Raw genomic sequence first — 25,242 nt, 5'->3', positions numbered from 1 at the left:
AACATTCATTACCTTTATGCTCTAATTTAAATAATTTAAAATGGCGACTAAGAAAACTATAATAACAAAAGACACAATTGTTTCTTTTTATATGGACTATGTTTTAGAAAATGGCGAAAAACCCAAATCAGTATATCTTTTCGCAAAATTAAACGGTTTCACAGAAGCCGAATTTTATGACTTTTTCGGTACTATTGAAAGTTTAGAAAAAGAAATATTTAAAATATTTTTAGAGAAGACAATAGAATTACTTCATAAAGACAACGACTACCCGGGCTATGACATGAAAACAAAGATGTTAAGCCTCTATTTCACTTTCTTTGAATTGCTAACTGCAAATAGAAGTTATGTTATAATGAGTTTAAAGAAGTATGATAGTAATTTAAAAAACTTACTACAGCTTTCAGGACTTAAAGAGAGTTTCAAAACATATGTCGCAGATATTATAACCGACGATATTCGCACAAAGCAAGAGCAGTTTCAAGAATTTCAAACAAAATCAATTCAAGAAAGTTCTTGGATTCAATTGTTATTAACACTTAAATTTTGGGTAGATGATGTTTCACCAAAATTTGAAAAAACAGATATCTATATTGAAAAGTCAGTAAACCTAAGCTTTGAGCTTATCGACACTGCCCCTTTAGACAGCCTAATTGATCTTGGAAAATTTATTTTCAAAGAAAAAATACAAAAAACATAATGAAAACATTAGATTATATACCAACATCCAAAATCGAAAGAGCTACTAAACTAGTTCAGACTGGAGCAAAGGTAGGCGTGAATTATCTTAAATACTATAGTGGAAAAATAGTTGATTCAGGATTAACACGCGCAAAATTAGATGAAGATAATGCTGAAGACATTTACGATGGATTAAAGACATTGAAAGGAAGTGCATTGAAAGTTGCTCAAATGTTGAGTATGGACAAAAGTTTTTTACCTCAAGCTTACGTAGAGAAATTCTCTTTGTCACAATTTTCTGTTCCACCACTTTCAGCTCCATTAGTTCTTAAAACATTCAAAACAAATTTAGGGAAAACACCTTACGAAATTTTTGACGAATTTAATGCTAATTCTGTAAATGCTGCGAGTATAGGACAAGTACATTTAGCAGTAAAGAATAACAAAAAACTTGCAGTAAAAATACAATATCCAGGAATATCTGATAGTATTTCCTCTGATTTGTCATTGGTAAAACCTATGGCAATTCGAATGTTTAACCTTAAAGGAAAAGGATCTGATCAGTATTTTAAAGAAGTAGAAGACAAGCTTATTGAAGAAACCAATTATACATTTGAGTTGAAACAAAGCCAAGAAGTTGTTGCTGCATGTAGAAAAATCGATAATTTGCTTTTGCCGGAATATTATCCTGAATATTCCTCTGAGAAAATAATCACCATGGATTGGATGGAAGGAGTTCATCTATCTCAGTTTAAAAATTCAGATCCAGTAGTAGCGGATAAAATTGGCCAAGCCTTGTGGGATTTTTATATGTACCAAATTCATATCCTTCGAAAAGTACATGCTGACCCGCATCCAGGTAATTTTTTAGTAAGTGACAAAAACCAGTTAATTGCCCTTGATTTTGGATGTATGAAAATAATACCAAATGATTTTTATGTTCCTTATTTCGAGCTAATAGACCCACAAGTAATTGATAACGCAGAGCTATTCAGAGAAAAACTATTTGAATTAGAAATCCTAAGGCCTGATGATACTGAGGAAGAAATCAAGTACTTCACTTCCCTATTTTATGATTTACTTTCTTTATTTACTAAACCTTTTCAGTCAGAAACATTTGACTTTTCAGACGAAGTATTTTTTGAAAATATTGCTTTATTAGGGGAACGCTTTGCAAAAGACCCAAACCTCAGAAAGATGAATGGAAATCGTGGATCTAAGCATTTTATTTACATCAATAGAACATTCTTTGGTCTTTATAATTTGATGTTTGATTTAAAATCTACGATTAAAGTAAATGATTATTTAAGATATTAACAATGACAGAACAAACTTTAACAGACCTAGAAAAAGACAGAGTGATCGAAATGGCGTGGGAAGACAGAACTACGTTTGATGCTATTTTACTTCAATTTGGACTAAAAGAGCAAGAAGTGATAGACCTAATGCGCAACGAAATGAAACCTAAAAGCTTTATAATGTGGCGCAAAAGAGTTCAAGGACGCAAAACAAAACACGAAAAATTACGAGGTTTTAAGGAAGGTAGGTTTAAGTGTACGATGCAAAGACAGATCAATAATAACAAAATTTCAAAACGTTAGCCTTAACGGTCGAAAATTACAACTTTACTGAAATGATTATTAAAAACGTTCGTAAAAAAACTTCATTCATCTGATGACGAGCATAAAATGAATAACCACTTCAGTAAAGATAATTAGAATAGAAAACAGAATATTAAATAAAATCAAGATGAAAAACATATTAATAGTAGGCGGAAGTAAAGGTATTGGAAATGCCATTTTATTGCAGCAATTAGAAAACAATCGTGTAATCAACATTAGTAGAAATGCTCCTGAAGTTTCACATGCTAACCTAACTCATTATTCATTAGACGTACTTAAGGATGAGCTTCCTCAAATAGACAATATCGACACCTTAATTTACTGTCCTGGTTCTATTAATTTAAAACCGATAGGCAGCTTAAGTATTGATGATTTTAGAAATGATTTTGAAATTAACGTAATTGGAGCCGTAAAAACGATTCAAAGATACCTACCAGTCTTAAAGAAAGGAACTAATCCATCAATCCTATTGTTTAGTACAGTAGCTGTAAAATTAGGAATGCCGTTCCACGCTAGTATTGCTACCGCAAAAGCAGGAGTAGAAGGACTCGTAAAATCGTTGGGAGCAGAACTTGCATCAACTGTACGAGTAAACGCAATCGCACCTACCATCACTGAAACGACTCTTGCAGCAAATATTCTAAGAAATGACCGCATGAAAGAAAACATGATAGAGCGTCATCCTATGAAAAGTTATTTAAAACCAGAAGAAGTAGCAGACATGGCTGCTTTTATTACCTCAGAAAAAGCAAAATCAATCTCAGGTCAAATTTTTGAAATGGATTATGGAATTGTGAGCTTCAAAATATAATTAAAATCAATCGCTGATAAGGCTAAAAAACAAGACTATGATAATTAAAGAAACGTTAAGTTACGAAAAGGTAGAGCTGTATGATACTGAAACTACAGACTCTATAGCTGAAAATTACACTTCAATAATCCGTAACTTAGGTGAGGACGTAAATCGTGAGGGGATTTTAAGCACGCCTGTTAGAGCTGCAAAAGCGATGCAGTATTTAACTCATGGATATGGACTAGATCCACTAGAGATTCTAAAATCTGCTCTCTTCACAGAAGATCATAGACAAATGATTGTAGTAAAAGATATAGAGGTATATTCTATGTGTGAGCATCATATGTTGCCTTTTTTTGGTAAAGCGCATATTGCATATATTCCGAATGGCCAAATTGTAGGACTCAGCAAAATTCCAAGAATTGTAGATGCATTTGCTAGAAGAATGCAAGTGCAAGAGCGATTAACAGATCAGATAAAAAACTGTATTCAAGAGGGATTAAATCCTTTAGGTGTAGCAGTAGTAATCGAAGCACAACACATGTGTATGCAGATGAGAGGAATACAAAAACAAAATTCAGTAACAACTACCTCTTCGTTTACAGGTGCATTTGAAGAAGACAAAACAAGAAGAGAGTTTATTAGCTTGATTTCCAATAAATTTAGTTAAATTTAGCACTCAAAATAAAATCTATGAAAATTCTCTTAACGGGCGCAACAGGATACATTGGAAAACGGCTTTTACCCATTTTAATTGAGCAAGGTCATGATGTAATTTGTTGCGTGAGAGATAAAAATAGATTCTACACACCCGAAGAATTCGAAAAAAAAATTACTGTTATTGAAGTGGATTTTCTAAAAGAAGAAACTTTAAAAAATATCCCTAAAGACATCGATGCCGGGTACTACCTCATTCATTCCATGGCAAGTTCAAAGGATAATTATGACGAACTAGAAAGCACCTCAGCCATTAATTTTGTCAATAGAATAAACAATACCAATGCTAAACACGTCATTTACCTAACAGGAATTGTAAATGACGACTCTTTATCTAAACACCTATCATCCAGAAAAAATGTTGAAGACATTCTAGATAACGGAACTTTTGCATTAACAGCTTTGAGAGCAGGAATCATTGTGGGCTCAGGAAGTGCATCCTTTGAAATCATTAGAGATTTAGTACTTAAGCTACCTATTATGATTACCCCAAAATGGCTCAATACCAGATGCCAGCCTATTGCAATCCGTAATGTCCTCGAATTTTTATCAAAGGCATTACTAAATCCAATAACCTACAATCAAAATTTTGACATTGGTGGGCCAAATATACTTACCTATAAGGAAATGTTATTGGGTTTTGCCAAAGCTAAAAATTTAAAAAGATGGATCTATACTGTCCCTTTAATGACCCCAAAATTGTCCTCTTATTGGCTTTATTTCGTTACTTCTACATCTTATAAATTAGCTTCAGCATTAGTTAGCAGTATGAAAGTTGAAGTAGTTTGCAGGGACACCCGCATAAATGAACTCCTTGGTGTAAATCCAATGACATACAAAAAAGCACTCTCTCTTGCTTTAATCAAAGTTGGTGAAGACAAAGTTGCTTCTAGTTGGAAAGATTCCTTAGCAAGCGGCAGATTTAGTAGTAATATTTCAGAATACCTATCGATACCGAAAAAAGATTGCTTTATCGACAGAAGAAAAAAAGCACTAATTGACCGGGAATATACCATTAATAAAATTTGGTCACTAGGTGGAGATACAGGATGGTATTATGGCGATTGGCTCTGGGGAATTCGCGGGTTTATTGACAAGCTTTTTGGAGGCGTAGGTTCTCGACGAGGAAGAACAAACAGACATGAGATTCACAGCGGAGATGTTTTGGATTTTTGGAGGGTCTTATATGCCAATAAAGAAGAAGGAAAATTAGTCTTGTATGCCGAGATGAAACTGCCGGGACAGGCATGGCTCGAATTCAAAATAATAAATAACACATTGTACCAAGCTGCCACATTTAAACCCAAGGGTATTTGGGGCAAATTATATTGGTATTCCGTTTTGCCTTTTCACGGCTTCATTTTTAACGGAATGCTGAATAAACTGATAAAGTAAATCTTCTTTTTTTATCTCAACATACGAGATTTGGTACTAGCCACTAATCATTATCTCAATCACAGCAGTATTCCACCATTTGTGATAATCAAATTCAATCTTTCATTATTAACGGAATCATGAATGAGCTTATAAAGTAATTCCTTTTTTTTTAAACATATAAGTAATAGAAGAGCGTATAAGTTGTATTATTCTTACGAAACTTATAGTACTTATATAGCAAATCCTTTTATTTCAATATACCTGCTTTGTAAGTAGCGATCGCTCTATCTCTCGCGAAAGCATGATCGACCATAGGCTTTCCGTAACCCAATTCAAATTCAGGAATCCATTTCCGTATGTAGATTCCTTTTTCATCAAATTTTTTCAATTGAATCTCCGGATTGAAAACTCTGAAATAAGGTGCTGCATCGCAACCAGTGCCGGCCGCCCATTGCCAATTGCCCACATTGGATGCCATTTCATAATCCAGTAATTTTTCGGCAAAATAGGCTTCGCCCCACTGCCAATTGATCAATAAATGTTTACATAGAAAACTCGCAACAACCATACGCACTCTATTGTGCATATAACCCGTTTCATTGAGCTGACGCATTCCTGCATCTACCATGGGATATCCTGTAGTTCCGGAACACCAGCGCTTGAAGTCGGCCTCGTTATTTAACCACTGAATCCCGTCGTAAGCGGGTTTGAAATTATGGGTTACTTCCCTGGGAAAATTAAAAAGGATTTGCATAAAAAATTCTCGCCATATCAATTCGCTTAAGAATACGGCATTCGTATTAGCAGCCCAATTAACCATTTTTCGAACACTTACCGTACCAAATCGCAAATGCGGTGATAGATAAGAAGTCGCATCTACAGCCGGAAAATCTCTTTTCTCCTCATAATTAGCAATCTGCTTTAGATTATAAGGCTGCACCTTAATAGTGCTTTCCTCAAAACCAATCTCTCCTAGAGATGGAAAAACAAAGGTTGAATTATAAAAACTAGAAGAGGTACTCGCACCAATGTACTCTCTAACGGGTGCCATTGTATTGTACTTCTCCAACCACTTATTTTTAAACGGAGTATAAATAGTATACGGTAATCCGTCTGCTTTTGTAATTTCTTTTTCTTCAAAAATAACTTGGTCTTTGAAGGAAAAACACACAATATTCTCGCTTTGTAAAAACTCACAAATCTTATAGTCCCTAGCTATGGCATACTGCTCATAATCTTTATTGAAGAACACTTCTTTGATATCAAATTCTTGAGAAAGCACTTTAAATACAGTAGCAGTTTCTCCCTTTTTAACCAACAAAGAACTTCCTATTTGTTTTAACTGATCATTGATATTAAATAATGATTGATGAATAAATCCAACTCTCGCATCATTTTTAGGTAAATTCTCTAAAATAGCATCATCATAAATAAATAATGGAATAACTGGATATTCAGACTCTAAAGCATGGAATAAACCAATGTTATCTTCCAACCGTAAATCACGTCGAAACCAAAAAAAAGATACTTTCTGTTTTGTCATTATTTTGAATTAAAGATTTCGTTCACCTTTAGAACTCTGTGTGCAAAAATTTCGTTTAATTTACTCTTAACAATAAGGGTGTTCATGATTCTTCCTAAAAAGCCCAAAGGCAATGCATAATGAACAACATCTGTCATTTTAGTACCATTCTCAGTCGCTTCAAAAAAATGTTTATGATGCCATAAAGCATAGGGTCCAAAACGCTGTTCATCAACAAAATAACTATTTTCCTCTACGAATGAAATTTCAGTCATCCAAGATATTGTTATACCCAAGAGTGGGGTTACCTTGTACTGAATTATCTGTCCGGCGTACATGGGTTTACTATCAAAATCTGTGATTTGAAATCCCATCGTCTCTGGTGTTATCTTTTGTAAGTTACCAGGACTGGAGAAAAATTTCCAGCACTCCTCTACTGTAGCATTTACATGCTGTACCGTTTCTTTTTTATATACTTTCATTGGATTTTATTTTGGATTTGATAACAACTGTTAGCAGTGAGTTGCGAGAAACGCCCACAAAAGAAATGATGTGAGCCTTATTTATGGTCGGGCTATAAAAGCGTCATTGTAACACTTAACGGGATTAAAAATAATCTATCTTTTATTTTTTAATAGAAAGTATGCGTAATAATTACTACATGTTGTAATACTTGAAAGGCACATAGAGCATCCCAAAAACCTCACTACCTTCCTTACCCATTTTTTTGTGGTGTACTTTGTGTGCTTTGCGCAAACCTATGAGGTATCTATTTTTAGTAGTCTTAAACCATTTGAATCTTTGGTGAATCAAAACATCATGAATCATGAAGTAACAAAAGCCATATGCTGTGATTCCAAGACCTATAAAAAACAAGTAGTTAAAACCAGCCTCTGCTCCAACTGAGAAAAGGACGATACTCGGAATAGCAAAAATCGCAAAAAATATATCATTACGTTCGAAGATATTCGCATATTTCGGCTGATGATGGTCTTCATGAAAATACCACATAAAACCGTGCATTAAATACTTATGCGTTAACCAAGTAACACATTCCATAAATAGAAAAACGCCAAGAAAAATTAAAAAAGAGATCATTGGTATTATATATAATTAGTTTTGGTTTCTACGAATAGGTTTTCTGCTCTACACTAGTTTCATCTTGTAAGATACAAAAGAGCGTGCCAATAATGCCGCTTTCGTATAATTAGAAACTCTTATTCTTTCAGTTCCAATTTGATGATAAGGCGTATTCTCTAGTTTATTTAATAATTTCTTATAATAGACATAGGCGGTATAAACTCCAAATTTCGCTTCGATTGGCAATTTTACAATTCCTTCGTAGGCAACCCTAAAATCCTCTTCAATTTCCTTAATAATTGAATTTTTTGCCTCTTCGTCAAACGAGTTCAAATCAACTCCGGGAAAATAGTTTCTATTCAATACTAAGTTATCCTCCTTCAGATCTCTTAGGAAATTTACTTTTTGAAAAGCAGATCCTAATCGCATCGCTTCTCCTTTTAATTGCTCATACGTCTGCGTTTTTCCGGCGACAAAAACTTTTAAACACATTAAACCTACAACATCAGCTGAACCATATATATACTCATTATACTCTTCGGTGCTGCTATAATCTGACTTGACTAAATCAAGCTTCATACTTTTTAAGAACGCCTGAATAAGGTCATCTGTAATATTGTATTCTTTCACTGTACACTGAAATGAATTTAATATCGGGTTCAAACTGATCCCTGCTTCAAATGATTTATAGTATTCTTTTTCGAAATCATTTATTAACTCTTCTTTATTAAAACCATGAAAAGAATCCACAATTTCATCAGCAAAGCGAACAAAACCGTAGATGCTGTATATAGCATCCCTAATACTTGGCGAAAGCATGTATACCGCCAATGAAAATGAAGTACTATAGTTTTTTGTCACTAGCTTACTACATTTGAATGATACATCATCAAATAATTGCTTCATAGTTATATTTCTAAAAATTGTTTATTAATTAAATCTGAAACCAATTTTCCTGATATCAATGCCGGTGGTACACCAGGCCCTGGAACAGTTAATTGCCCTGTAAAATATAAATTACGTACTTTTTTGCTTTTTAATTTTGGCCTCAGGAACGCGGTTTGCAACAATGTATTTGCCATTCCGTAAGCATTTCCCTTGTATGAATTATAGTCTTTTACAAAATCATCTTTACAAAACGAAACTTTAAAGATAATGTTATTTTTTACACTTTGTTGTGTTAAGTCCTCAAAACGATCAATTATTTTATTAAAGTACTCCTCTCTTAACTCTTCCGAATCATTAATTCCCGGTGCCAGCGGAACAAGAAAAAAACCTGATTCCATTCCTTCTGGAGCGGCCGTTTTATCAGTTAGGGAGGGGAAATTAGCATAAAAAAGAGGCTCTTTTGGCCACTGCGGTGCATCATATATATCTTTTGCATGCTGATAAAAATCTACATCAAAAAACAAGGCATGATGTGATATATTTTCAATTTTTTTATCGAAACCAACATAAAACAATAAAGATGAAGGAGCAAAAACTCTACTATCCCAATATTTTTCTGAGTAAGCGCGAAATTCCTTATCTAACAACGTTTCCGTATGGTGATAATCAGCACCACTCAAAACTAAATCGGATGTAATAGTTTCTCCGTTCACTACAATTGCCGTTGCTGTTTTATTTTCAACAATTATTTTTTCAATGTTGGAGTTGGTATGAAACGTTACTCCCAGCTCTCTGGCCAGACTTTCCATGGCTTTAACTACATCAAACATACCCGTTTTGGGATGCCAAGTTCCCATTCCAAAATCGGCATAATTCATAAAGCTATAAAAGGACGGAGTATCAGATGGTTTTGCTCCCAAGAATAAAACAGGAAATTCAAGAATTTGAATTAACCGTTCGTTTTTAAACTTCTTACGTACATCACGACTAATATTGCTAAAAAATTGTCCTATCTTCTTCGTTGTTTCCACAGTTACAAGTTCTAACGGTGATACTCCCGGACGATATACTAAATCTTTTATGGCAATGTCATAGTTGCTTTTTGCCTCAGTTATGAATTTGTGCAAGACCGCACCACTTCCTTCTTCAATAGATTCAAAAGTAGCTTCAATTTCCACTAAATTATCTGCGATTGTAATAAATTCATCGACACCAAAGTAAACGCGATAAGCAGGCGACAGTTTGATGAGCTCATAATAATCGGTTGTCTTTTTCCCGAAATCAGCAAAGAAGCGATCAAAAACATCAGGCATCCAGTACCAACTTGGCCCCATATCAAATGTAAAACCATCTTTCTTCAATTGTCTTGCTCTTCCGCCAATGGTTGCATTCTTTTCAAAAACCACGACTTCATGGCCACTTTTTGCCAAGTAGCATGCAGCAGATAATGCTGAAAATCCGGAACCTATAATTGTAATTTTCTTTTTTTCTTTCATTTGTTTAACAAATATTCAAAGTAATTAAACGAAACCTATATTTTTTCTGCTAATTCTGCGATAGAATTAAAAACAACTACTCTATCGGACAGATTTTCAGCATCAATAAACTGAGTTAACCATCCCATATACCATAATTCGGTCCTATCGTCCAATAGTTGATCCGACATTTGTACGATATACTCGTTAATTTCACTTCGTTCTGGCTGAACCGTTAGATATGATACAAATACAATAGAGTCGAAATGTTTTTTGAGGTCTTTTAAGTTATCAATTGGCATACTCTCCCCTAAATACAACGACTTATAGCCGCTTGACAAAATTTCGTAATTCAGATACATCAAACCCAACTCATGTATTTCATTCATCGGAAGCGAAAGTACGAACACTTTATCTAATTTTGTTGGTTTAACCGATTGAAGTTTTTCCGTATTGACCAGTATCTTTTGTTTGATTAAATAACTGACGAAATGCTCGTGAGCAGGAGTGATAGTATCAGTCTGCCATAACAAACCCAATTCTTCAAGCAATGGAATAAATACCTGATGAAATATTTCCTTGAATGACTTTTCTTCAGTCAGCCAATTGTACGTGTTTAAAAATAGTTCTTGATCAAAATTCATCATCGCCATTTTGAAAGCGGTGATAGCATGATTTTTTGCACTCTTTGAAGATACAATTTCTCTTACCATCATTGGAATCTCCTCCTCTGGATAAGAAGAAATTTTAGATATTTTATATCCGTAATCATGTAATAAAGTAATGTTCAACAGTTTTTGCAAACTCGCCAAATCATACAATCTGATATTAGTGTCTGTGCGCATGGGCTGCAGCACATTATACCTTTTCTCCCAAATGCGAATGGTGTGTGCTTTTATGCCGGAAAGGTTTTCGAGGTCCTTTATGCTAAAAACATTTTTAATATTGTTCATTATTTATCCAAATTTATTAAACAAATGTAGTGTATTTATTTGTTTTAAATCTGAAAATAAGTTAAAACTATCCATTTAGAGGGGCATCCTTGAATGAATTCAGCTTATCTAAATACAAAATTGTTTTCGCATTGTCAATGCTTCTCGTGTACATCGTTTCAAATTTAGCCCCATAAATCACTTCCTCAAAAGTATAAGAAGTGCGAATGGCCACTGTATTACTGAACATATCATCAAACGTTTTTACAAAAACAAGAATTTCACCTTGCGTATTGGCAAAATCATCTTTTGTGAATTGGTACAAGGGACTTTCCTCGGTAATGGGATGCACTAAGGTCCAACTTAAGGGCAGCGCATTTATTCTTTCTAATTCTAAATCCAACGAATAGAATTTATTAACCATCTTTCCGTCTTCCTCTATGCTCATCCCTAACGTTATTTTCGCTTCCGCATCGGTAAAATTAGTGTTTTTAAAAGGTGCTACTCGTATCATCAGTCCTGAAATATCACCATAAGGTGCAATCAACGCATTGTGTGAAAATTTCAAAAAGGCAGTGGGCTTACTGAATCTTCCAAAGAACAATCCTGTAGCAATAGCAAAACTCAATAAACCAATTAACGCCTCGGCAGCAGAAAGTGCGCTGGTCAAAAACCCGGTGGGACTGATATGCCCGTAACCAACAGTGGTGAAGGTTTGCGCGCTAAAAAAATAAGCTTGCCCAAATTTTACCCATTCACTGTCCGTACTTGTAATTCCGTCTAAATGTTCGATCCCAATTCCATAATAAATAGTGGCAAATATAAAATTAATACCCGCGTAGAAAGATAGAATAATCAGCATAAATCTCCACACTTTCATATCAATCATCGTATGATACCAACTGATGCGCTGTAAAATAGGCATCCCTCGCTTCATTACGTTAGCGCTTCCATTTTTATTGACAAAACGACCGCCATAACTGTTAGCATTCGTACCAAACCCTGTATTTTTATCCGCTTTTGCCCTTAGATTTATTCTTTCTAACAATGCCATTTCCGATGTATTATATAAAACCAAAATTAAATAAAATTAATTAGCATCCAAGAAAATTGTTCCGAGAGAAAACGACTGCCATAAACAGTGATAGTGATTCCTAATTAATTCAATTTCAAAACACCATTAAAAACGAATCGCATTCATCATTAGTCCTTTTGTATTATAAATAACTTTGATATCCAATTGATTTATAGCCACTGAACAAATACAGTACACGTGCAAAAGAATGCTTTTGCCCCCACTTTGATTCATCACGAGCCAAAACTGCAATACCCTCTCTTTTTGTTTGTTTTTTTAGTACGGCAATAACTCCTTCAATCTAGAAAATACCTGCAAGTCTATTTTGGCAGATTAACCCCCCTATTGGTTCCTGAAACTGAATAGTAGTTCCATGGGATTATCACAACAGGCCGCTTAGTAAATTTTACAAACCAAATAAATTTTTACCTTATGTTATATAACTAATTATAAATCAGTAACTTTATGTATAAACCTATTCTTTTTTGCTAAAATTAATGTCATGTATAACGAGATCTTTAAAGACCGAATCGAAGCTGCAATTTTGCTTTCGGAAAAATTAAAAAAGTACAAAAATAGCAATTCGGTTGTTTTGTCCGTACCTAGAGGAGGCGTGCCCCTTGGTTATGAAATTGCCAAAAACCTACAACTTCCTTTAGAAATTGTTCTTTCCAAAAAAATCGGACATCCTTTCAATAAAGAATTTGCTATTGGCGCCGTTTCGATGGATTCTACCATTCTAGACGACCATCCTGATGTCCCAAAGGAATACGTAGAAAAAGAAATTGTCCGACTGCGAAGTCTGCTGCGGGAAAAACACAAACTCTATAGAGGCGATAGAGACCCCATAGTCCTTAAGGATAAAAATGTCATTCTCGTAGATGACGGAATAGCGACAGGAAACACCCTGTTAGCAAGTATAGAAATATTGCGAAAGCAGCATCCCGCTAAAATTATTGTCGCCGTTCCGGTCTTGCCCTACGATACTCTACCCATATTTGAAAAACAAACTGATGAATTCGTCTATTTGATCGCCTCAAAACATTTCAGGGGCGTAGGTAGATTTTACGAAGATTTTCAACAGGTAAAAGACGACGAAGTAATCCAGATGCTGGAAGTTACACATCCGCTTGCATAAATGCCATTCACTATACCCATCAATTATTCAAAAAACGGAAATTATGAAACAAGTAGAAATAGACATCCCCTTAACGTATGTAACACTAAAAGGAAATTTAATAATTCCCGAAGACGCGACAGCAATTGTTGTTTTCTCCCATGGGAGTGGCAGCAGCCGATTTAGCACCAGAAATAGAACGGTGGCAGAACTAATTCAAAAACAAAAAATAGGCACTTTATTGTTTGACTTGCTTACGGTGGAGGAAGAAAGTGTTTACGAAAACAGATTTAATATCGACCTGTTGGTCAGCCGATTGATTGAAACCACGGAATGGCTCATGAGTTACAATGAAGTGAAAGATTTGCCCATCGGCTATTTTGGATCCAGTACGGGAGCGGCTTCGGCGTTGCGAGCAGCTGCCTATTTTGGTGACACCATAAAAGCGGTAGTCTCTCGTGGCGGCAGACCTGACTTGGCATTGAGTGCCTTGCATCAGGTGACGGCTCCAACATTATTAATTGTGGGTGGCATGGATATGCTCGTAATCGAAATGAATAAAACCGCTTATGACGAATTGCATTGCATAAAAGAAATGAAAATTATTACCGGAGCAAGCCATCTGTTTGAAGAGCCAGGAAAACTGTCGGAAGTGGCTGATTTTGCAATTACCTGGTATAAAAAGCACCTGGTCAATAAAAAGGAGTATCATTAAATTCTAACCACAGCACTACCAAAATCCCAATTGAGGGATTTTTTTTGTTGCCAGTAGAAAGTGCTACTTGAGCAGTAAATCTATTCTTTAGACTCATATTTTTTTTTATATTTGACATTAGGAATAAAAAAAGATCAAAATGCCCGATAAAAAAATAATTGAAGACCATCCGTATATCCGCTACAGCAAACCCATTCTTTCCGATGAAGAAATGCTCGAACGTTCCTTCTCTTTTTTTGAAGCCATGGACAGCAGACGTTCGGTAAGGGAATTTTCAGATAGACCAGTTCCCAGAAAAGTGATTGAAAACCTTATAAAAACGGCTTCTACCGCCCCTTCCGGTGCGCACAAGCAGCCTTGGACTTTTTGCGTGGTCGAAAATCCCGCAATAAAAAAACAAATACGAATCGCTGCCGAAGAGGAAGAACTAGAAAGCTACGAATCTCGCATGTCGAGTGATTGGCTGGAAGATCTAAAACCTTTGGGCACGGATTGGCGCAAACCTTTTCTGGAAACCGCTCCCTACCTCATCATCGTTTTTAGGCGCATATATGAATTTGACGCTGAAGGCAAAAAGAAAAACAACTATTACGTGCAGGAAAGTGTGGGCATAGCAGCTGGATTTTTATTGGCAGCGATACATCAGGCGGGTTTGGTTTCCTTAACCCATACCCCCAGCCCGATGAACTTCCTAACCAAAACCCTAAGCCGGCCTGAAAATGAGAAACCTTTTCTGTTAATTCCCGTGGGTTATCCCGCTGAAGAATGCTGGGTTCCGGACATAAAAAGAAAAAGACTCGAAGATATTTGTGTTTTCTATTGATTCGAACAAAAGATTACCTTTAACAAAAGCTATGACCATGAAAAAATTGACCAAAGAAGATATCAGTCAAGAAGTATTTGACCTATATGACGACTACGCACATAACAAAATTGACAGAAGAAGGTTCGTTGAAAAATTATCCTTGTTTGCTGTAGGAGCTCTTACTGTTCCTTCTTTACTAAGTTTTATGACGCCCAATTACCTGGATTCCATATTGATCAAACCCGGAGATCCACGGTTAAAATCAGAATACATCACTTACGAATCCTCTAAAGGCGGAGGAAAAATCAAGGCGCTTTTATCTCAGCCAACGGGGACGAAAAAGAAACTACCCGGAATAATTGTAGTACACGAAAATCGCGGACTGAATCCTTATATCGAAGATGTAGGCCGGAGAGCTGCAGTAGAAGGGTTCATCACTTTAGCACCGGATGCATTATCTCCATTAGGTGGTTATCCTGGCAATGACGACGATGGAAGAGAGTTACAAAAAAAACGGACTCGCGAAGAAATGCTCGAAGACTTCATTGCTGCCTACGACTATCTAAGGTCGCATAAAAATTGTAATGGTCAAGTGGGTGTTGTAGGATTTTGTTTTGGAGGTTGGATTACCAATATGATGGCGGTGAAAGTTCCAACTTTAGCGGCAGCTGTACCGTATTATGGTGGACAGCCCACTGCCGAAGGAGCCGCACAAATAACAACACCACTCCTGCTGCACTACGCAGGTTTAGACAGCCGAGTAAATGAAGGTTGGCCTGCCTATGAAACCATTCTCAAAACGAATAAAGTAGAAAATACCGCATATACATATCTAGGAGTCAATCATGGCTTTCACAACAACACCACGCCCAGATATGATGAAGCTGCAGCTACAGTGTCATGGACCCGTACAATTGAATTTTTTAAAGAAAAACTAAACATAAAATAGATTATGGCATCAGGAATTTTTGCACTGCTGGACGATATCGCAGCACTTATGGATGACGTTGTGGTGATGAGTAAAATAGCTACTAAAAAAACAGCAGGAATATTAGGGGATGACTTAGCTGTTAATGCTGAAAAAGCATCGGGATTTGTTTCCTCCAGAGAAATTCCTGTCTTGTGGGCGATAACAAAAGGATCTTTTTTAAACAAATTGATAATCCTACCGCTCGCTTTTGTATTAAGTTATTTTGTACCCTGGTTAATCACAGTCGTACTTATATTAGGCGCTATTTATCTTGCTTTCGAAGGTGCTGAAAAAATATACGAATACATAGTTCCCCATGAACATGAGGTCACTAAAATTGACACCATAATCCCGAGCAAAGAGGAAGTATTAGCTCTCGAAAAAGGAAAAATAAAAGCAGCCATACTAACTGATTTTATATTATCAGTAGAAATTGTAATTATAGCCTTAGGTAGCGTAGAAGGGAAACCAATCACGACCCAAGTTATTGTGGTCACATTTATCGCCTTTTTAGCCACCGTAGGAGTCTATGGAATTGTCGCTGCTATCGTACGAATGGATGATTTAGGAATGCTACTAACTGCTAATAGAAGTAAAACCTCTAAATTTATTGGCAAGCAGTTGATCCAATTGCTACCCATAGTCATTAAAAGCCTCGCCTTTATAGGAACCATTGCATTGATTTTAGTTGCAGGAGGAATATTCATGCATAAAATTGAACCGGTGCATCATTTACTACAAAACCTGCCTTCGATAGTTGGAGAGTACCTCGCTGGACTTGTTGGTGGAATCATAGCATTAGTACTTGTAAAAGGATATAAAAAAATATTTGGCAAGAAAAACGACACCGTTAAAAATTTAGATACTACAAATTAATGATTACTATACAGCGCATTGAAACCTCCAATCCTCTTTATCAATTAGAAACCGATCTAAGAAACCGTATTTTATTACGCCCCATTGGCATTCCAGACCATGCTTGGGAAATGCACGATCAAAAGGCCTGGCATTTTGTGGCGGTTGAGAATGATGCTGTCATGGGCTGTGTGGTATTAAATCCGCTAAACCCTGAAAAAACCAAAACCCAACTCATGCAAATGGCGGTGGAAACGAACCAACAAGGAAAAGGCATCGGAAAATTATTAGTGAAGGAATTGCTGTTTTTTTGTAACGCTAACGGAATTAAAGAAGTGGTTTCTCATGCTCGAGATAATGCCGTTCCCTTTTATTTGAATTTAGGGTTCGAAATCTATGGCGAACCTTTTGTGGAAGTAGGTATTCCTCATGAACACATGAGAATTCAAGTTGTAGATTGAGAGCTATTATAATGCAATACTAGTAAAGCAACTTAAATTACAGCTCTTCTAAATATCTGTAGCTAAAATGATATATATTTACCCAAAGAAACAGAAGCTGTTGATTAGTAAATACCTACAAGTCGTAATGCCTTAGAAAAAAAACAGAATAGAAAATGATTGTAGTTGCTATAGTATTTATAATACTTGGGATTTTAATAAAATACGGAAAAATGTATTTCCTGATAGCAGGCTACAACACCATGCCGAAAGAAGAACAGGAAAAATATAATATTAAAGCAATAGCATCAGTCTTTAGAAATGCAATGTTTGGTATGGCTTTGCTAATTATTCTTGGATTTTTTGCAGCAAAATGGTTTGAAGATCCAAAAATTGAACAGTATACTTTTTGGAGTTCAATGCTTATTGGAGTTCCTTATTTGTTGATTAAATCAAATTCAAAAAAATACAAAATTAAAGAATGACTTATGACCAGTATATTTGAAAACCCTTTGTTTTTAATACCAATAACATCTGGACCACTATTTATGATTGCAGGTCTGGTACTGTTGAAGTTTCCTCCAAAAAAGATAAACTCGCTATATGGCTACAGAACGAATAGCTCTATGAAAAATATAGCAAAATAGGACTTTGCACAAAAGCATGCTTCAATTGAGATGATGAAACTCGGAGGAATATTAACTTTAAGTGGACTAGCAGGTTACTTGTATTATCCTAGCGGAAAAATAGCAATGTTTCTGGGTTTAGGTTTAATGATTACGATGGTTCTTATTTTAATCTTTCGAGTTGAAAGAGCACTAAAAAAAAGAACTTAACACTACTAAATAAAGACACCACAGCTATAGCTATAGCTAAATACTTATTCTCGAAAGCTCTTCTACCCAAGGGATGTTGTAAAACATCCATTTTATTTATACCAGTCATTACTAAATCCATGAAAAAAATAATTTTAATAGCTTTGTTTATCGCAGCCGTTACATAAGTGTAAACAGCAAACCCGTCTTTTACCAGAGAATAGCCAAGATAGTAATCCAGAAGTAACGAAGCAAAACCAAGAACCAACCCAGTCCCTCCCTGCAAAACTTGAAACTTATCTAACGTATCTATCATCAAATGAAGACACTCTAGACTATTGCAATGGAGCTGTTAGCGACAGCGACGGATACAGAAAGACCATTACTCCTAAAGTAACAACAAACACAGTCGTAGACAAAATGACCCTAAATAGATTAGCAAAAGCCACAGTAATGACTGTTACTTCTGGAAAGTGCAATAGAATTATGGAGTAAACCACCATAAAAGTAGCAGGAAATACTGCTTATATTACTACCATCGAAGGGTCAGCTGGTATTTCAATAACCATGTGTAATTGTCGTCCGGAAATAGAAGTTAACTCATTGCAATTACCCGGCATCAATAAAGTAGTTTTTGAATAATAAAATACAGGACTCCCCCACTTCTACAATTGTTCCACTCGTACACACCTAAAAAATAAATTTATCCCACAAAAAAAGCCCCAATCAAGGGGCTTTTTCAATATATTCAATTCAAGCTTACTTGCTCAAATACATTTTACGTCTAGAGTACAATTCATAGAATTGATCGTCTTTCAGGTCGTCAATAAACAAGATACTTTCCCCTGTTGATTTCATTTCTGGTCCTAGTGCTTTGTTTACATTATGAAACTTACTGAAAGAAAAAACAGGCTGCTTTATCGCGTATCCTTTTAATTGCGGGTTAAATTTAAAGTCGGTTACTTTATTGTGACCTAACATTACTTTCGTTGCATAATTCACATAAGGTTCTCCGTATGCTTTTGCTATAAATGGAACTGTTCTAGAAGCTCTAGGATTCGCTTCAATAATATAAACGATCTCATCTTTTATAGCAAACTGAACATTGATTAAACCAACAGTCCTTAAACCCAGTGCGATTTTCTTAGTATGATCTTTTATTTGTTGCATTACTAGTTCTCCTAAATTAAAAGGAGGCAAAGTTGCATTACTGTCTCCAGAGTGCACTCCACATGGCTCGATGTGTTCCATAATTCCTATGATATACACATTTTCTCCGTCGCAAATTGCATCTGCTTCTGCTTCTATCGCACCATCAAGATAGTGATCTAAAAGTAATTTATTTCCAGGAATTGTTTTTAATAAATTTACAACATGCTCCTCTAGTTCTTGCTTGTTGATTACAATCTTCATTCCCTGACCACCCAATACATAAGAAGGACGAATCAATAAAGGAAAATCTAAAGTATCAGCTAAAGCTGAAGCTTCATCAGCAGTTTCAGCAATTCCGAACTGTGGAAAAGGAATTTTTAAGTCAGTTAGCAATTCGGAGAAACGCCCTCTGTCTTCGGCTAAATCCAAAGCATCAAAGCTAGTTCCAATAATTTTTATACCGTATTTAGAAAGCTTCTCTGCCAATTTTAAGGCAGTTTGTCCACCTAATTGCACAATTACACCTTCTGGCTTTTCATGTTTGATAATATCGTAGATGTGTTCCCAGAAAACGGGTTCAAAATACAATTTATCAGCTGTATCAAAATCAGTAGAAACCGTTTCAGGATTACAGTTGATCATGATAGTCTCATAACCGCACTCTTGCGCTGCAAGTACTCCATGAACACATGAATAATCAAATTCAATTCCTTGTCCAATCCTATTTGGGCCAGAGCCAAGAACGATTATCTTCTTTTTATCGGTAACAACACTTTCATTGTCGACGTAACGTGTTCCGTCTGCTTTTTCAATTTCGGCTTCAAAAGTCGAATAGTAATAAGGCGTTTTGGCTTTGAATTCCGCCGCACAAGTATCTACTAATTTGAATACACGATTGATGTTCATATCAATACGCAAAGTATGCACCTGACTTTCTAAACAACGCACCATGTGTGCAATTTGTCTGTCGGCAAATCCTTTTTGTTTCGCTTCAAGCAAAAGCTCTCTTGGTAAATCCTCCACTTTATAAGTAGAGATTTCTTTCTCTAAAGCATAAAGCTCTTCATATTGTTTCAAGAACCACATATCGATTTTAGTGATTTCATGTATACGGCTTAATGGAATTCCCATTGCAATAGCATCATAAATCACAAAAACACGATCCCAACTCGCAAAAGTCAATTTCTCTATAATTTGTTCGTAGTTTGTATATCCTTTTCCGTCAGCACCCAGACCATTTCTTTTTATTTCTAATGATTGAGTCGCTTTATGAAGGGCTTCCTGGAACGAACGTCCAATTCCCATCACTTCACCTACTGATTTCATTTGAAGTCCTAACGTTCTGTCGGCACCTTCAAATTTGTCAAAGTTCCAACGTGGAATTTTGACAATTACATAATCCAAAGTTGGCTCGAACAAAGCTGAAGTCGATTTTGTAATTTGGTTCTGCAATTCATCCAAGTTGTATCCTAAAGCTAGTTTTGTAGCGATCTTTGCAATTGGATAACCCGTCGCTTTAGACGCCAATGCAGAAGAACGAGACACACGAGGATTGATTTCAATCGCTACAATGTCTTCTTTTTCGTCCGGTGAAACGGCAAACTGCACGTTACAACCTCCGGCAAAGTTTCCGATGCTGCGCATCATCAAGATTGCATAATCACGCATTCTTTGAAACGTGGTATCCGATAAAGTCATCGCTGGCGCCACCGTAATGGAATCCCCTGTATGAATACCCATTGGGTCCATGTTTTCGATGGAACAGATGATGACAACATTGTCATTCTTATCTCTCAAAAGTTCCAATTCGTATTCTTTCCAACCCATTAACGCTTTGTCAATCAAAACTTCATGAATAGGCGACGCTTCTAAACCTCTGGTTAAGAGAGTGTCAAAATCTTCTTTTTTATAAACAATAGCCGCTCCGGTTCCACCTAAGGTAAACGAGGGACGGATTACCAGCGGGAAACCAAATTCCTGTGCAATTTCTTTTCCCCTAAGGTAAGAAGTACATATTTCCGCAGGTGCAGAGGGTACATTTATCTTTTTTAGCAATTGTTTAAATTCCTCTCTGTTCTCCGTAATATTGATAGCATTTACATCAACACCTATCATTCTTACTCCGAAATCTTGCCAAATTCCTTTTTCGTCTGCTTCTAAACACAAATTCAAAGCCGTTTGTCCGCCCATGGTAGGTAAAACAGAATCGATTTGAGGATGCGCTTTTAAAATTTCAATTATCGACTTAGTCGTTAGGGGTTTCAAATAAATATGATCGGCCATGGATGGGTCGGTCATAATTGTTGCCGGATTTGAATTGATAAGAATAACCTCAATTCCTTCCTCACGGATAGAACGAGCAGATTGTGATCCCGCATAATCAAATTCACATGCTTGACCAATAACAATAGGACCTGAACCTATAATTAAGACTGATTTTATGGAAGTATCTTTTGGCATTGTATTGAAGTTAGTGTGTTGTGTAGTTGTTTTTAGAAAGGCTAAAGTTACTGAACTTAAAGACCTTAAACCTGAACCTTAATTATATTTTAACGAATAGGTATAAAAAAAGGCGATACTAAAAAAAGTAACGCCTTATTTATGTTTATACAAACATTATTTTTTGTGTCTTGGTTCGCAAGAAACAGTCAATTTATGTCTTCCTTTAGCTCTTCTTCTAGCAAGAACTTTTCTTCCATTCGGAGTCTCCATTCTGTCCATGAATCCGTGCTTATTTCTTCTTTTTCTTTTCGATGGTTGAAACGTTCTTTTGCTCATTGCTTTGTATCTTTAAAATCTTATTTATATGTCTTCCCGTTTTTGAATATCTGTTACCCTAAAACCGAGTGCAAATATACAAAGACTTTTTTTTCTCACAAGTAGTTTTGTAAAAATATTTTCAATTCATTTTACTATATTTGCGTTCATAAAACAATCATACTATGTTTCACAAGAATATTAAACTTATTATCGCCGGACTTCTGGTAATTACTGGCATTTGGCAATTTACTGAAAACAATATTGGCAATGGGATTTTCCTTATATTATTGACTGCAATTCCAATTTTCCTTTACTTCAAAAATGAATTCATCTTATTAGCGTTCTTAAAACTAAGAAAACAGGATTTTGAAGGTGCCAAAAAATGGCTGGTATTCATTAAAAATCCGGAAACTGCCTTAGTAAGAAAACAACAAGGGTACTTCAATTACCTGCACGGAATCATGCTTTCGCAAACTAACATCAATCAGGCAGAGAAATATTTCAAGAAGGCAATCGAATTAGGCTTGTCTATGGATATGGATTTGGCTGTAGCCAAATTGAATCTTGCCGGAGTTGCAATGTCAAGAAGAAGAAAGCTAGAGGCAACTAACCTTCTAAACGAAGCAAAAAGACTAGACAAACAAGGTATGTTGAAAGAACAGATCACCATGATGAAAGGTCAAATGAAAAAGATATAATTTAAAAAAGGCAAATGACATCATTTGCCTTTTTTACTTTTATTCCCTTAGGAACTAAAAAACAATAAGAAAGCGCAGCTTTGCAGGTCTATTTAAAAATAGTAATTGCGAAGCTGCATTTTTTTGTAGTTTAAACAGAAGAGATTCTCAAGCGCTTTTTACTTTCATCATTTTTCATAGAGAAGGAATCCCCCAAGAACTAACAACCTAAACGCAAAAACTTTCTTCAATGTATTTTGATAAACATGAATGACCATTTTACTCCCAAAATAAACGCCTACCACAAATACCAATGAAATTATGATTGCAAAGCGCCAACCTATAAACCCTGCTTTGTGCTACTTAATAACAGCAACGTAACGGGCGACAATAAGGCCGCTAAACTTATATCTTGGACCTGTGTTTGTGCAAACCCCATCAATAACCAAAACGAAACTATTATTATTCCTCCACCTCTTCCAATCAATCCGCTCAAAACACCCGCAGTAAGCCAATAGACATTAACAAAATTATAGTTTGAATCGTTATTTTCATGTCAGTTTAGATTAATATCCACTTAATGGAATTTCAATCGTATATTTTTTATTGGTTGGATTTTCTAATTTTCTATCTCTAAGCCAAGGATTGTGAATTTTCAAAATCTTATAGTTTATCCCCTGTGCTTTCGCGAAGTCCGCTAAATCAGTAATAGTACTGTCCACCTCGATTTTTCTGGTCGGTAATATCGTATACAATTCTTCATTTACTAAAGAGAATCCATATTTTTCAGGGTTCCTCATAATTTCTTTTAGCGCCAAAATTCGGAATACGTAACGGGACGTTTCTTCGGTAAGAAGCAAATCATAGTAATTGGATTCTTTCTGGATATCCATTTGCTTGTTTACACCTCCCATTCCGCCATTATAAGAGGCGGCAGCTAAAGTCCAAGTTCCAAATTTTTCTTTGGCTCGCAACAGATAGCTACAGGCTCCCTCTGTCGATTTTTCTAAATTGTAGCGTTCATCGACAATATCATTCACTTCCATCCCTCTTTCCTTGGCTGTTTCAGGCATGAATTGCCATACACCTCTCGCACCGGCGCTGGATACAGCATTGACCAAACCGCTTTCTATAACTGCCAGATACTTAAAGTCATCCGGAATTCCGTTCTTTTTAAGAATAGGTTCAATTACAGGGAAAGCCCGGTTCGCTCGTTTTATTGCTAAAATGGTGGACGCATGAAGATTTATGTTCACGATCAATTCCCGGTCCAAGCGTTCTTTGACATCCGCAATTTTCAGCGGCGTTGCTTCTCCAGCAAAATTAGCAGTGACCGGAAAATAACTTGATACGTATACTTTTTCTTTATCTGTTTTATTTTTGGATTCAGAAGTAGTCGCAAAAATCAACAAACCACTTGCAAAAACTATGGTAAGAACGACGCTTATTCTTTCTATTCTTTTCATTTTTTCTTGTTTTAGGCATTTATATCAGGCAGCTACAATCAGTCCACACTTACCTTTGTGTCTAAAATAACCGCAGCCAAATTAGCATTAAACCACCTGTATTTATTCAAAATCATGATATGACTCCCGCCCTTTACTACAGTACACTCTTTAATGTACTTGATTGGAAAAACATCATCCATGTCACCATGAATATGTATTACGCTTTCGTCAGCGACCGTTCTCTCCCATAGAATCACTTTTTCTACTGCCCATTCCAAATAACCGATATCACGAACCGACAGGAATTTTTTATATAATTTTAATCTATGAGTAATCTTTGCTCCAAAGGAAAACTTAGCTAAATTCTCCAAATTTAATATCAAACTCATCGGAATCAGTTTGTAAGCCTTAGTGGTCTTGGCGATTTTCATCCTTCGGGGAAACTCCAAATTACTTTTTACACTCGAGATAATGATTACTTTTCTGACATTGATATGTTTTGCCATTTCCTGAACCAGAATACCGCCAAACGAAACTCCGACTAAAACTGGGTTTTCACGTTTAATTTTTTTTGCAATTCTCTTGGCATAATCGTCCAAAGACTCCTTAGCCAGCGGAATCTCCCATTCTAAAAGATGTATTTCACAATCAGCTTCAGGAAGTTGTATTCGCTCAAAAATTGAGGCACTAGCCGCTAGTCCCGGCATAAAATAAACTGGTATTTTACTCATAATCGTATTTCCTGATTTTACAACAAATTGCCGTCTAATTATTATAAATTTCCTATAAAATTAATTTTTTTATTGAAACCAACTCCGAATCTACCTTTATATTAGCATTAAATTATGACTGCCACACTTTACAAATCTAAGACTGAAGGCAAGGTAGATTTAGTATAACCTATCAACTAATCCTTTCCCTTTAGACGTTATTGCCGTTCCCATCGAATGCGGGTTGAAAAATCGAAACTACACGCCGTTATAAAGCGCCAAAAACGGAAAGCATATACAGGAACAACAGCGGAACAGTATGAAATTAAAGTGTACAAAAATTAACGTACAAAAACCCCCTAAACACTTATTATTACTGACCAATAGGAACTTACCCCCAACATAGACGTTAAAATGATTTGATACCGAGAAGCAAATGGGTACCTTTGTAAAGGTTGCCTCACCAAAAAAATGCACTAAATACAATATAGGTTCATTGATGAAACTATATTTATCTACAAATTTTAGAAAACAAAACAACCACAGCAGATCGTATACGCTTATCTCAGAAAGACGTTTATCTATCTTCTTAGTTAAATGGATTAGTATTACACAA

General features: G+C 35.8%; 26 protein-coding genes. 14 read left to right on the top strand and 12 right to left on the bottom strand.

Annotated elements, in window-relative coordinates; all coding sequences use genetic code 11:
* The first annotated feature begins 40 nt into the window (after positions 1 to 40).
* The 6 genes from CXF59_RS04810 (at position 41) to CXF59_RS04785 (ending at position 5,208) form a co-directional block, all read left to right on the top strand.
* Positions 41 to 700 carry a TetR family transcriptional regulator C-terminal domain-containing protein gene (locus tag CXF59_RS04810; RefSeq protein WP_101136629.1) on the top strand — a complete coding sequence of 220 codons (660 nt, stop codon included), beginning with the start codon at positions 41 to 43 and terminating at the stop codon, positions 698 to 700.
* Entirely contained in the window at positions 700 to 1,998 is a 1,299-nt protein-coding gene (locus CXF59_RS04805) for an AarF/ABC1/UbiB kinase family protein (RefSeq protein ID WP_101136627.1), read from the top strand. Before CXF59_RS04810 ends, CXF59_RS04805 begins: the two co-directional genes overlap by 1 nt.
* A gap of 2 nt (positions 1,999 to 2,000) precedes the next feature.
* Positions 2,001 to 2,282 (top strand): TIGR03643 family protein, encoded by a 282-nt coding sequence (locus CXF59_RS04800; protein ID WP_101136625.1) that lies wholly within the window; start codon positions 2,001 to 2,003, stop codon positions 2,280 to 2,282.
* Positions 2,283 to 2,430: 148 nt separating this feature from the next.
* A complete protein-coding gene (locus CXF59_RS04795) occupies positions 2,431 to 3,114 on the top strand; it encodes an SDR family NAD(P)-dependent oxidoreductase (protein WP_101136623.1) in 684 nt (227 codons plus the stop codon).
* A gap of 37 nt (positions 3,115 to 3,151) precedes the next feature.
* On the top strand, positions 3,152 to 3,766 hold the full coding sequence (gene folE / locus CXF59_RS04790; protein WP_101136621.1) for a GTP cyclohydrolase I FolE: 615 nt from the start codon (positions 3,152 to 3,154) through the stop codon (positions 3,764 to 3,766).
* A gap of 23 nt (positions 3,767 to 3,789) precedes the next feature.
* On the top strand, positions 3,790 to 5,208 hold the full coding sequence (locus CXF59_RS04785; RefSeq protein WP_101136619.1) for an SDR family oxidoreductase: 1,419 nt from the start codon (positions 3,790 to 3,792) through the stop codon (positions 5,206 to 5,208).
* Positions 5,209 to 5,437: 229 nt separating this feature from the next.
* On the opposite strand, the gene CXF59_RS04780 is transcribed toward CXF59_RS04785, so the two are convergent.
* From CXF59_RS04780 to CXF59_RS04750, 7 genes are all read right to left on the bottom strand, one after another.
* Positions 5,438 to 6,733, bottom strand: a complete 1,296-nt coding sequence (locus CXF59_RS04780; protein ID WP_101136618.1) for a deoxyribodipyrimidine photo-lyase — start codon at positions 6,731 to 6,733, stop codon at positions 5,438 to 5,440.
* Positions 6,733 to 7,194 carry an SRPBCC family protein gene (locus CXF59_RS04775; protein WP_101136616.1) on the bottom strand — a complete coding sequence of 154 codons (462 nt, stop codon included), beginning with the start codon at positions 7,192 to 7,194 and terminating at the stop codon, positions 6,733 to 6,735. Before CXF59_RS04775 ends, CXF59_RS04780 begins: the two co-directional genes overlap by 1 nt.
* A 175-nt stretch (positions 7,195 to 7,369) precedes the next feature.
* The gene (locus CXF59_RS04770) at positions 7,370 to 7,810 is read right to left on the bottom strand and encodes a sterol desaturase family protein (protein WP_101136614.1); all 441 of its coding nucleotides are present in this window, start codon (positions 7,808 to 7,810) and stop codon (positions 7,370 to 7,372) included.
* 48 nt (positions 7,811 to 7,858) lie between these two features.
* A complete protein-coding gene (locus tag CXF59_RS04765) occupies positions 7,859 to 8,698 on the bottom strand; it encodes a phytoene/squalene synthase family protein (RefSeq protein ID WP_101136612.1) in 840 nt (279 codons plus the stop codon).
* 2 nt (positions 8,699 to 8,700) lie between these two features.
* Positions 8,701 to 10,176 (bottom strand): NAD(P)/FAD-dependent oxidoreductase, encoded by a 1,476-nt coding sequence (locus tag CXF59_RS04760; protein WP_101136610.1) that lies wholly within the window; start codon positions 10,174 to 10,176, stop codon positions 8,701 to 8,703.
* 35 nt (positions 10,177 to 10,211) lie between these two features.
* Positions 10,212 to 11,108, bottom strand: a complete 897-nt coding sequence (locus CXF59_RS04755; RefSeq protein WP_101136608.1) for a MerR family transcriptional regulator — start codon at positions 11,106 to 11,108, stop codon at positions 10,212 to 10,214.
* 67 nt (positions 11,109 to 11,175) lie between these two features.
* Positions 11,176 to 12,141 (bottom strand): ion channel, encoded by a 966-nt coding sequence (locus tag CXF59_RS04750; protein WP_101136606.1) that lies wholly within the window; start codon positions 12,139 to 12,141, stop codon positions 11,176 to 11,178.
* A 523-nt stretch (positions 12,142 to 12,664) separates the two neighbouring features.
* Between CXF59_RS04750 and CXF59_RS04745 the strand changes: the two genes are divergently transcribed.
* The 7 genes from CXF59_RS04745 to CXF59_RS04715 all read left to right on the top strand — a co-directional run bounded on the left by CXF59_RS04745 (position 12,665) and on the right by CXF59_RS04715 (position 17,549).
* A complete protein-coding gene (locus CXF59_RS04745; protein WP_101136604.1) occupies positions 12,665 to 13,300 on the top strand; it encodes a phosphoribosyltransferase in 636 nt (211 codons plus the stop codon).
* A gap of 43 nt (positions 13,301 to 13,343) precedes the next feature.
* Entirely contained in the window at positions 13,344 to 13,994 is a 651-nt protein-coding gene (locus CXF59_RS04740; RefSeq protein ID WP_101136603.1) for a dienelactone hydrolase family protein, read from the top strand.
* A 139-nt stretch (positions 13,995 to 14,133) separates the two neighbouring features.
* Positions 14,134 to 14,817: a nitroreductase family protein gene (locus CXF59_RS04735; RefSeq protein WP_101136601.1), complete on the top strand. Its 684-nt coding sequence runs from the start codon at positions 14,134 to 14,136 to the stop codon at positions 14,815 to 14,817.
* Between the two features lie 37 nt (positions 14,818 to 14,854).
* The gene (locus CXF59_RS04730; protein WP_101136770.1) at positions 14,855 to 15,748 is read left to right on the top strand and encodes a dienelactone hydrolase family protein; all 894 of its coding nucleotides are present in this window, start codon (positions 14,855 to 14,857) and stop codon (positions 15,746 to 15,748) included.
* Between the two features lie 3 nt (positions 15,749 to 15,751).
* Complete coding sequence (locus CXF59_RS04725; protein ID WP_101136599.1) at positions 15,752 to 16,645, top strand: DUF808 domain-containing protein; 894 nt, start codon at positions 15,752 to 15,754, stop codon at positions 16,643 to 16,645.
* A 110-nt stretch (positions 16,646 to 16,755) separates the two neighbouring features.
* Positions 16,756 to 17,085 carry a GNAT family N-acetyltransferase gene (locus CXF59_RS04720; protein ID WP_232758650.1) on the top strand — a complete coding sequence of 110 codons (330 nt, stop codon included), beginning with the start codon at positions 16,756 to 16,758 and terminating at the stop codon, positions 17,083 to 17,085.
* Between the two features lie 155 nt (positions 17,086 to 17,240).
* On the top strand, positions 17,241 to 17,549 hold the full coding sequence (locus CXF59_RS04715) for a DUF3784 domain-containing protein (RefSeq protein WP_101136596.1): 309 nt from the start codon (positions 17,241 to 17,243) through the stop codon (positions 17,547 to 17,549).
* Positions 17,550 to 17,853: 304 nt separating this feature from the next.
* Here CXF59_RS04715 and CXF59_RS04705 read toward each other — a convergent pair whose 3' ends face one another.
* The 3 genes from CXF59_RS04705 to rpmH all read right to left on the bottom strand — a co-directional run bounded on the left by CXF59_RS04705 (position 17,854) and on the right by rpmH (position 21,809).
* Positions 17,854 to 18,195, bottom strand: coding sequence for a hypothetical protein (locus CXF59_RS04705; protein WP_101136594.1), 342 nt, complete (start codon positions 18,193 to 18,195; stop codon positions 17,854 to 17,856).
* Positions 18,196 to 18,638: 443 nt separating this feature from the next.
* Complete coding sequence (gene carB, locus CXF59_RS04700; protein WP_101136592.1) at positions 18,639 to 21,491, bottom strand: carbamoyl-phosphate synthase large subunit; 2,853 nt, start codon at positions 21,489 to 21,491, stop codon at positions 18,639 to 18,641.
* A gap of 156 nt (positions 21,492 to 21,647) precedes the next feature.
* Entirely contained in the window at positions 21,648 to 21,809 is a 162-nt protein-coding gene (gene rpmH / locus CXF59_RS04695) for a 50S ribosomal protein L34 (RefSeq protein ID WP_074723512.1), read from the bottom strand.
* 164 nt (positions 21,810 to 21,973) lie between these two features.
* Here rpmH and CXF59_RS04690 point away from each other — a divergent pair, with 164 nt between their 5' ends.
* Positions 21,974 to 22,489 (top strand): hypothetical protein, encoded by a 516-nt coding sequence (locus tag CXF59_RS04690; RefSeq protein ID WP_101136590.1) that lies wholly within the window; start codon positions 21,974 to 21,976, stop codon positions 22,487 to 22,489.
* 545 nt (positions 22,490 to 23,034) lie between these two features.
* Here the strand turns inward: CXF59_RS04690 and CXF59_RS04680 are convergent.
* Together CXF59_RS04680 and CXF59_RS04675 are read right to left on the bottom strand one after the other, a co-directional pair.
* Positions 23,035 to 23,934 carry a lytic transglycosylase domain-containing protein gene (locus CXF59_RS04680; protein ID WP_101136588.1) on the bottom strand — a complete coding sequence of 300 codons (900 nt, stop codon included), beginning with the start codon at positions 23,932 to 23,934 and terminating at the stop codon, positions 23,035 to 23,037.
* A 38-nt stretch (positions 23,935 to 23,972) separates the two neighbouring features.
* On the bottom strand, positions 23,973 to 24,647 hold the full coding sequence (locus tag CXF59_RS04675) for an alpha/beta hydrolase (RefSeq protein ID WP_198554633.1): 675 nt from the start codon (positions 24,645 to 24,647) through the stop codon (positions 23,973 to 23,975).
* Positions 24,648 to 25,242 lie beyond the last annotated feature (595 nt).

This window comes from Flavobacterium sp. ALD4, assembly GCF_002836475.1.
Classification (GTDB): Bacteria; Bacteroidota; Bacteroidia; order Flavobacteriales; family Flavobacteriaceae; genus Flavobacterium.
The sequence above is the reverse complement of the archived record's forward strand: the minus strand, read 5'-3'. Positions and strand labels throughout refer to the sequence as shown.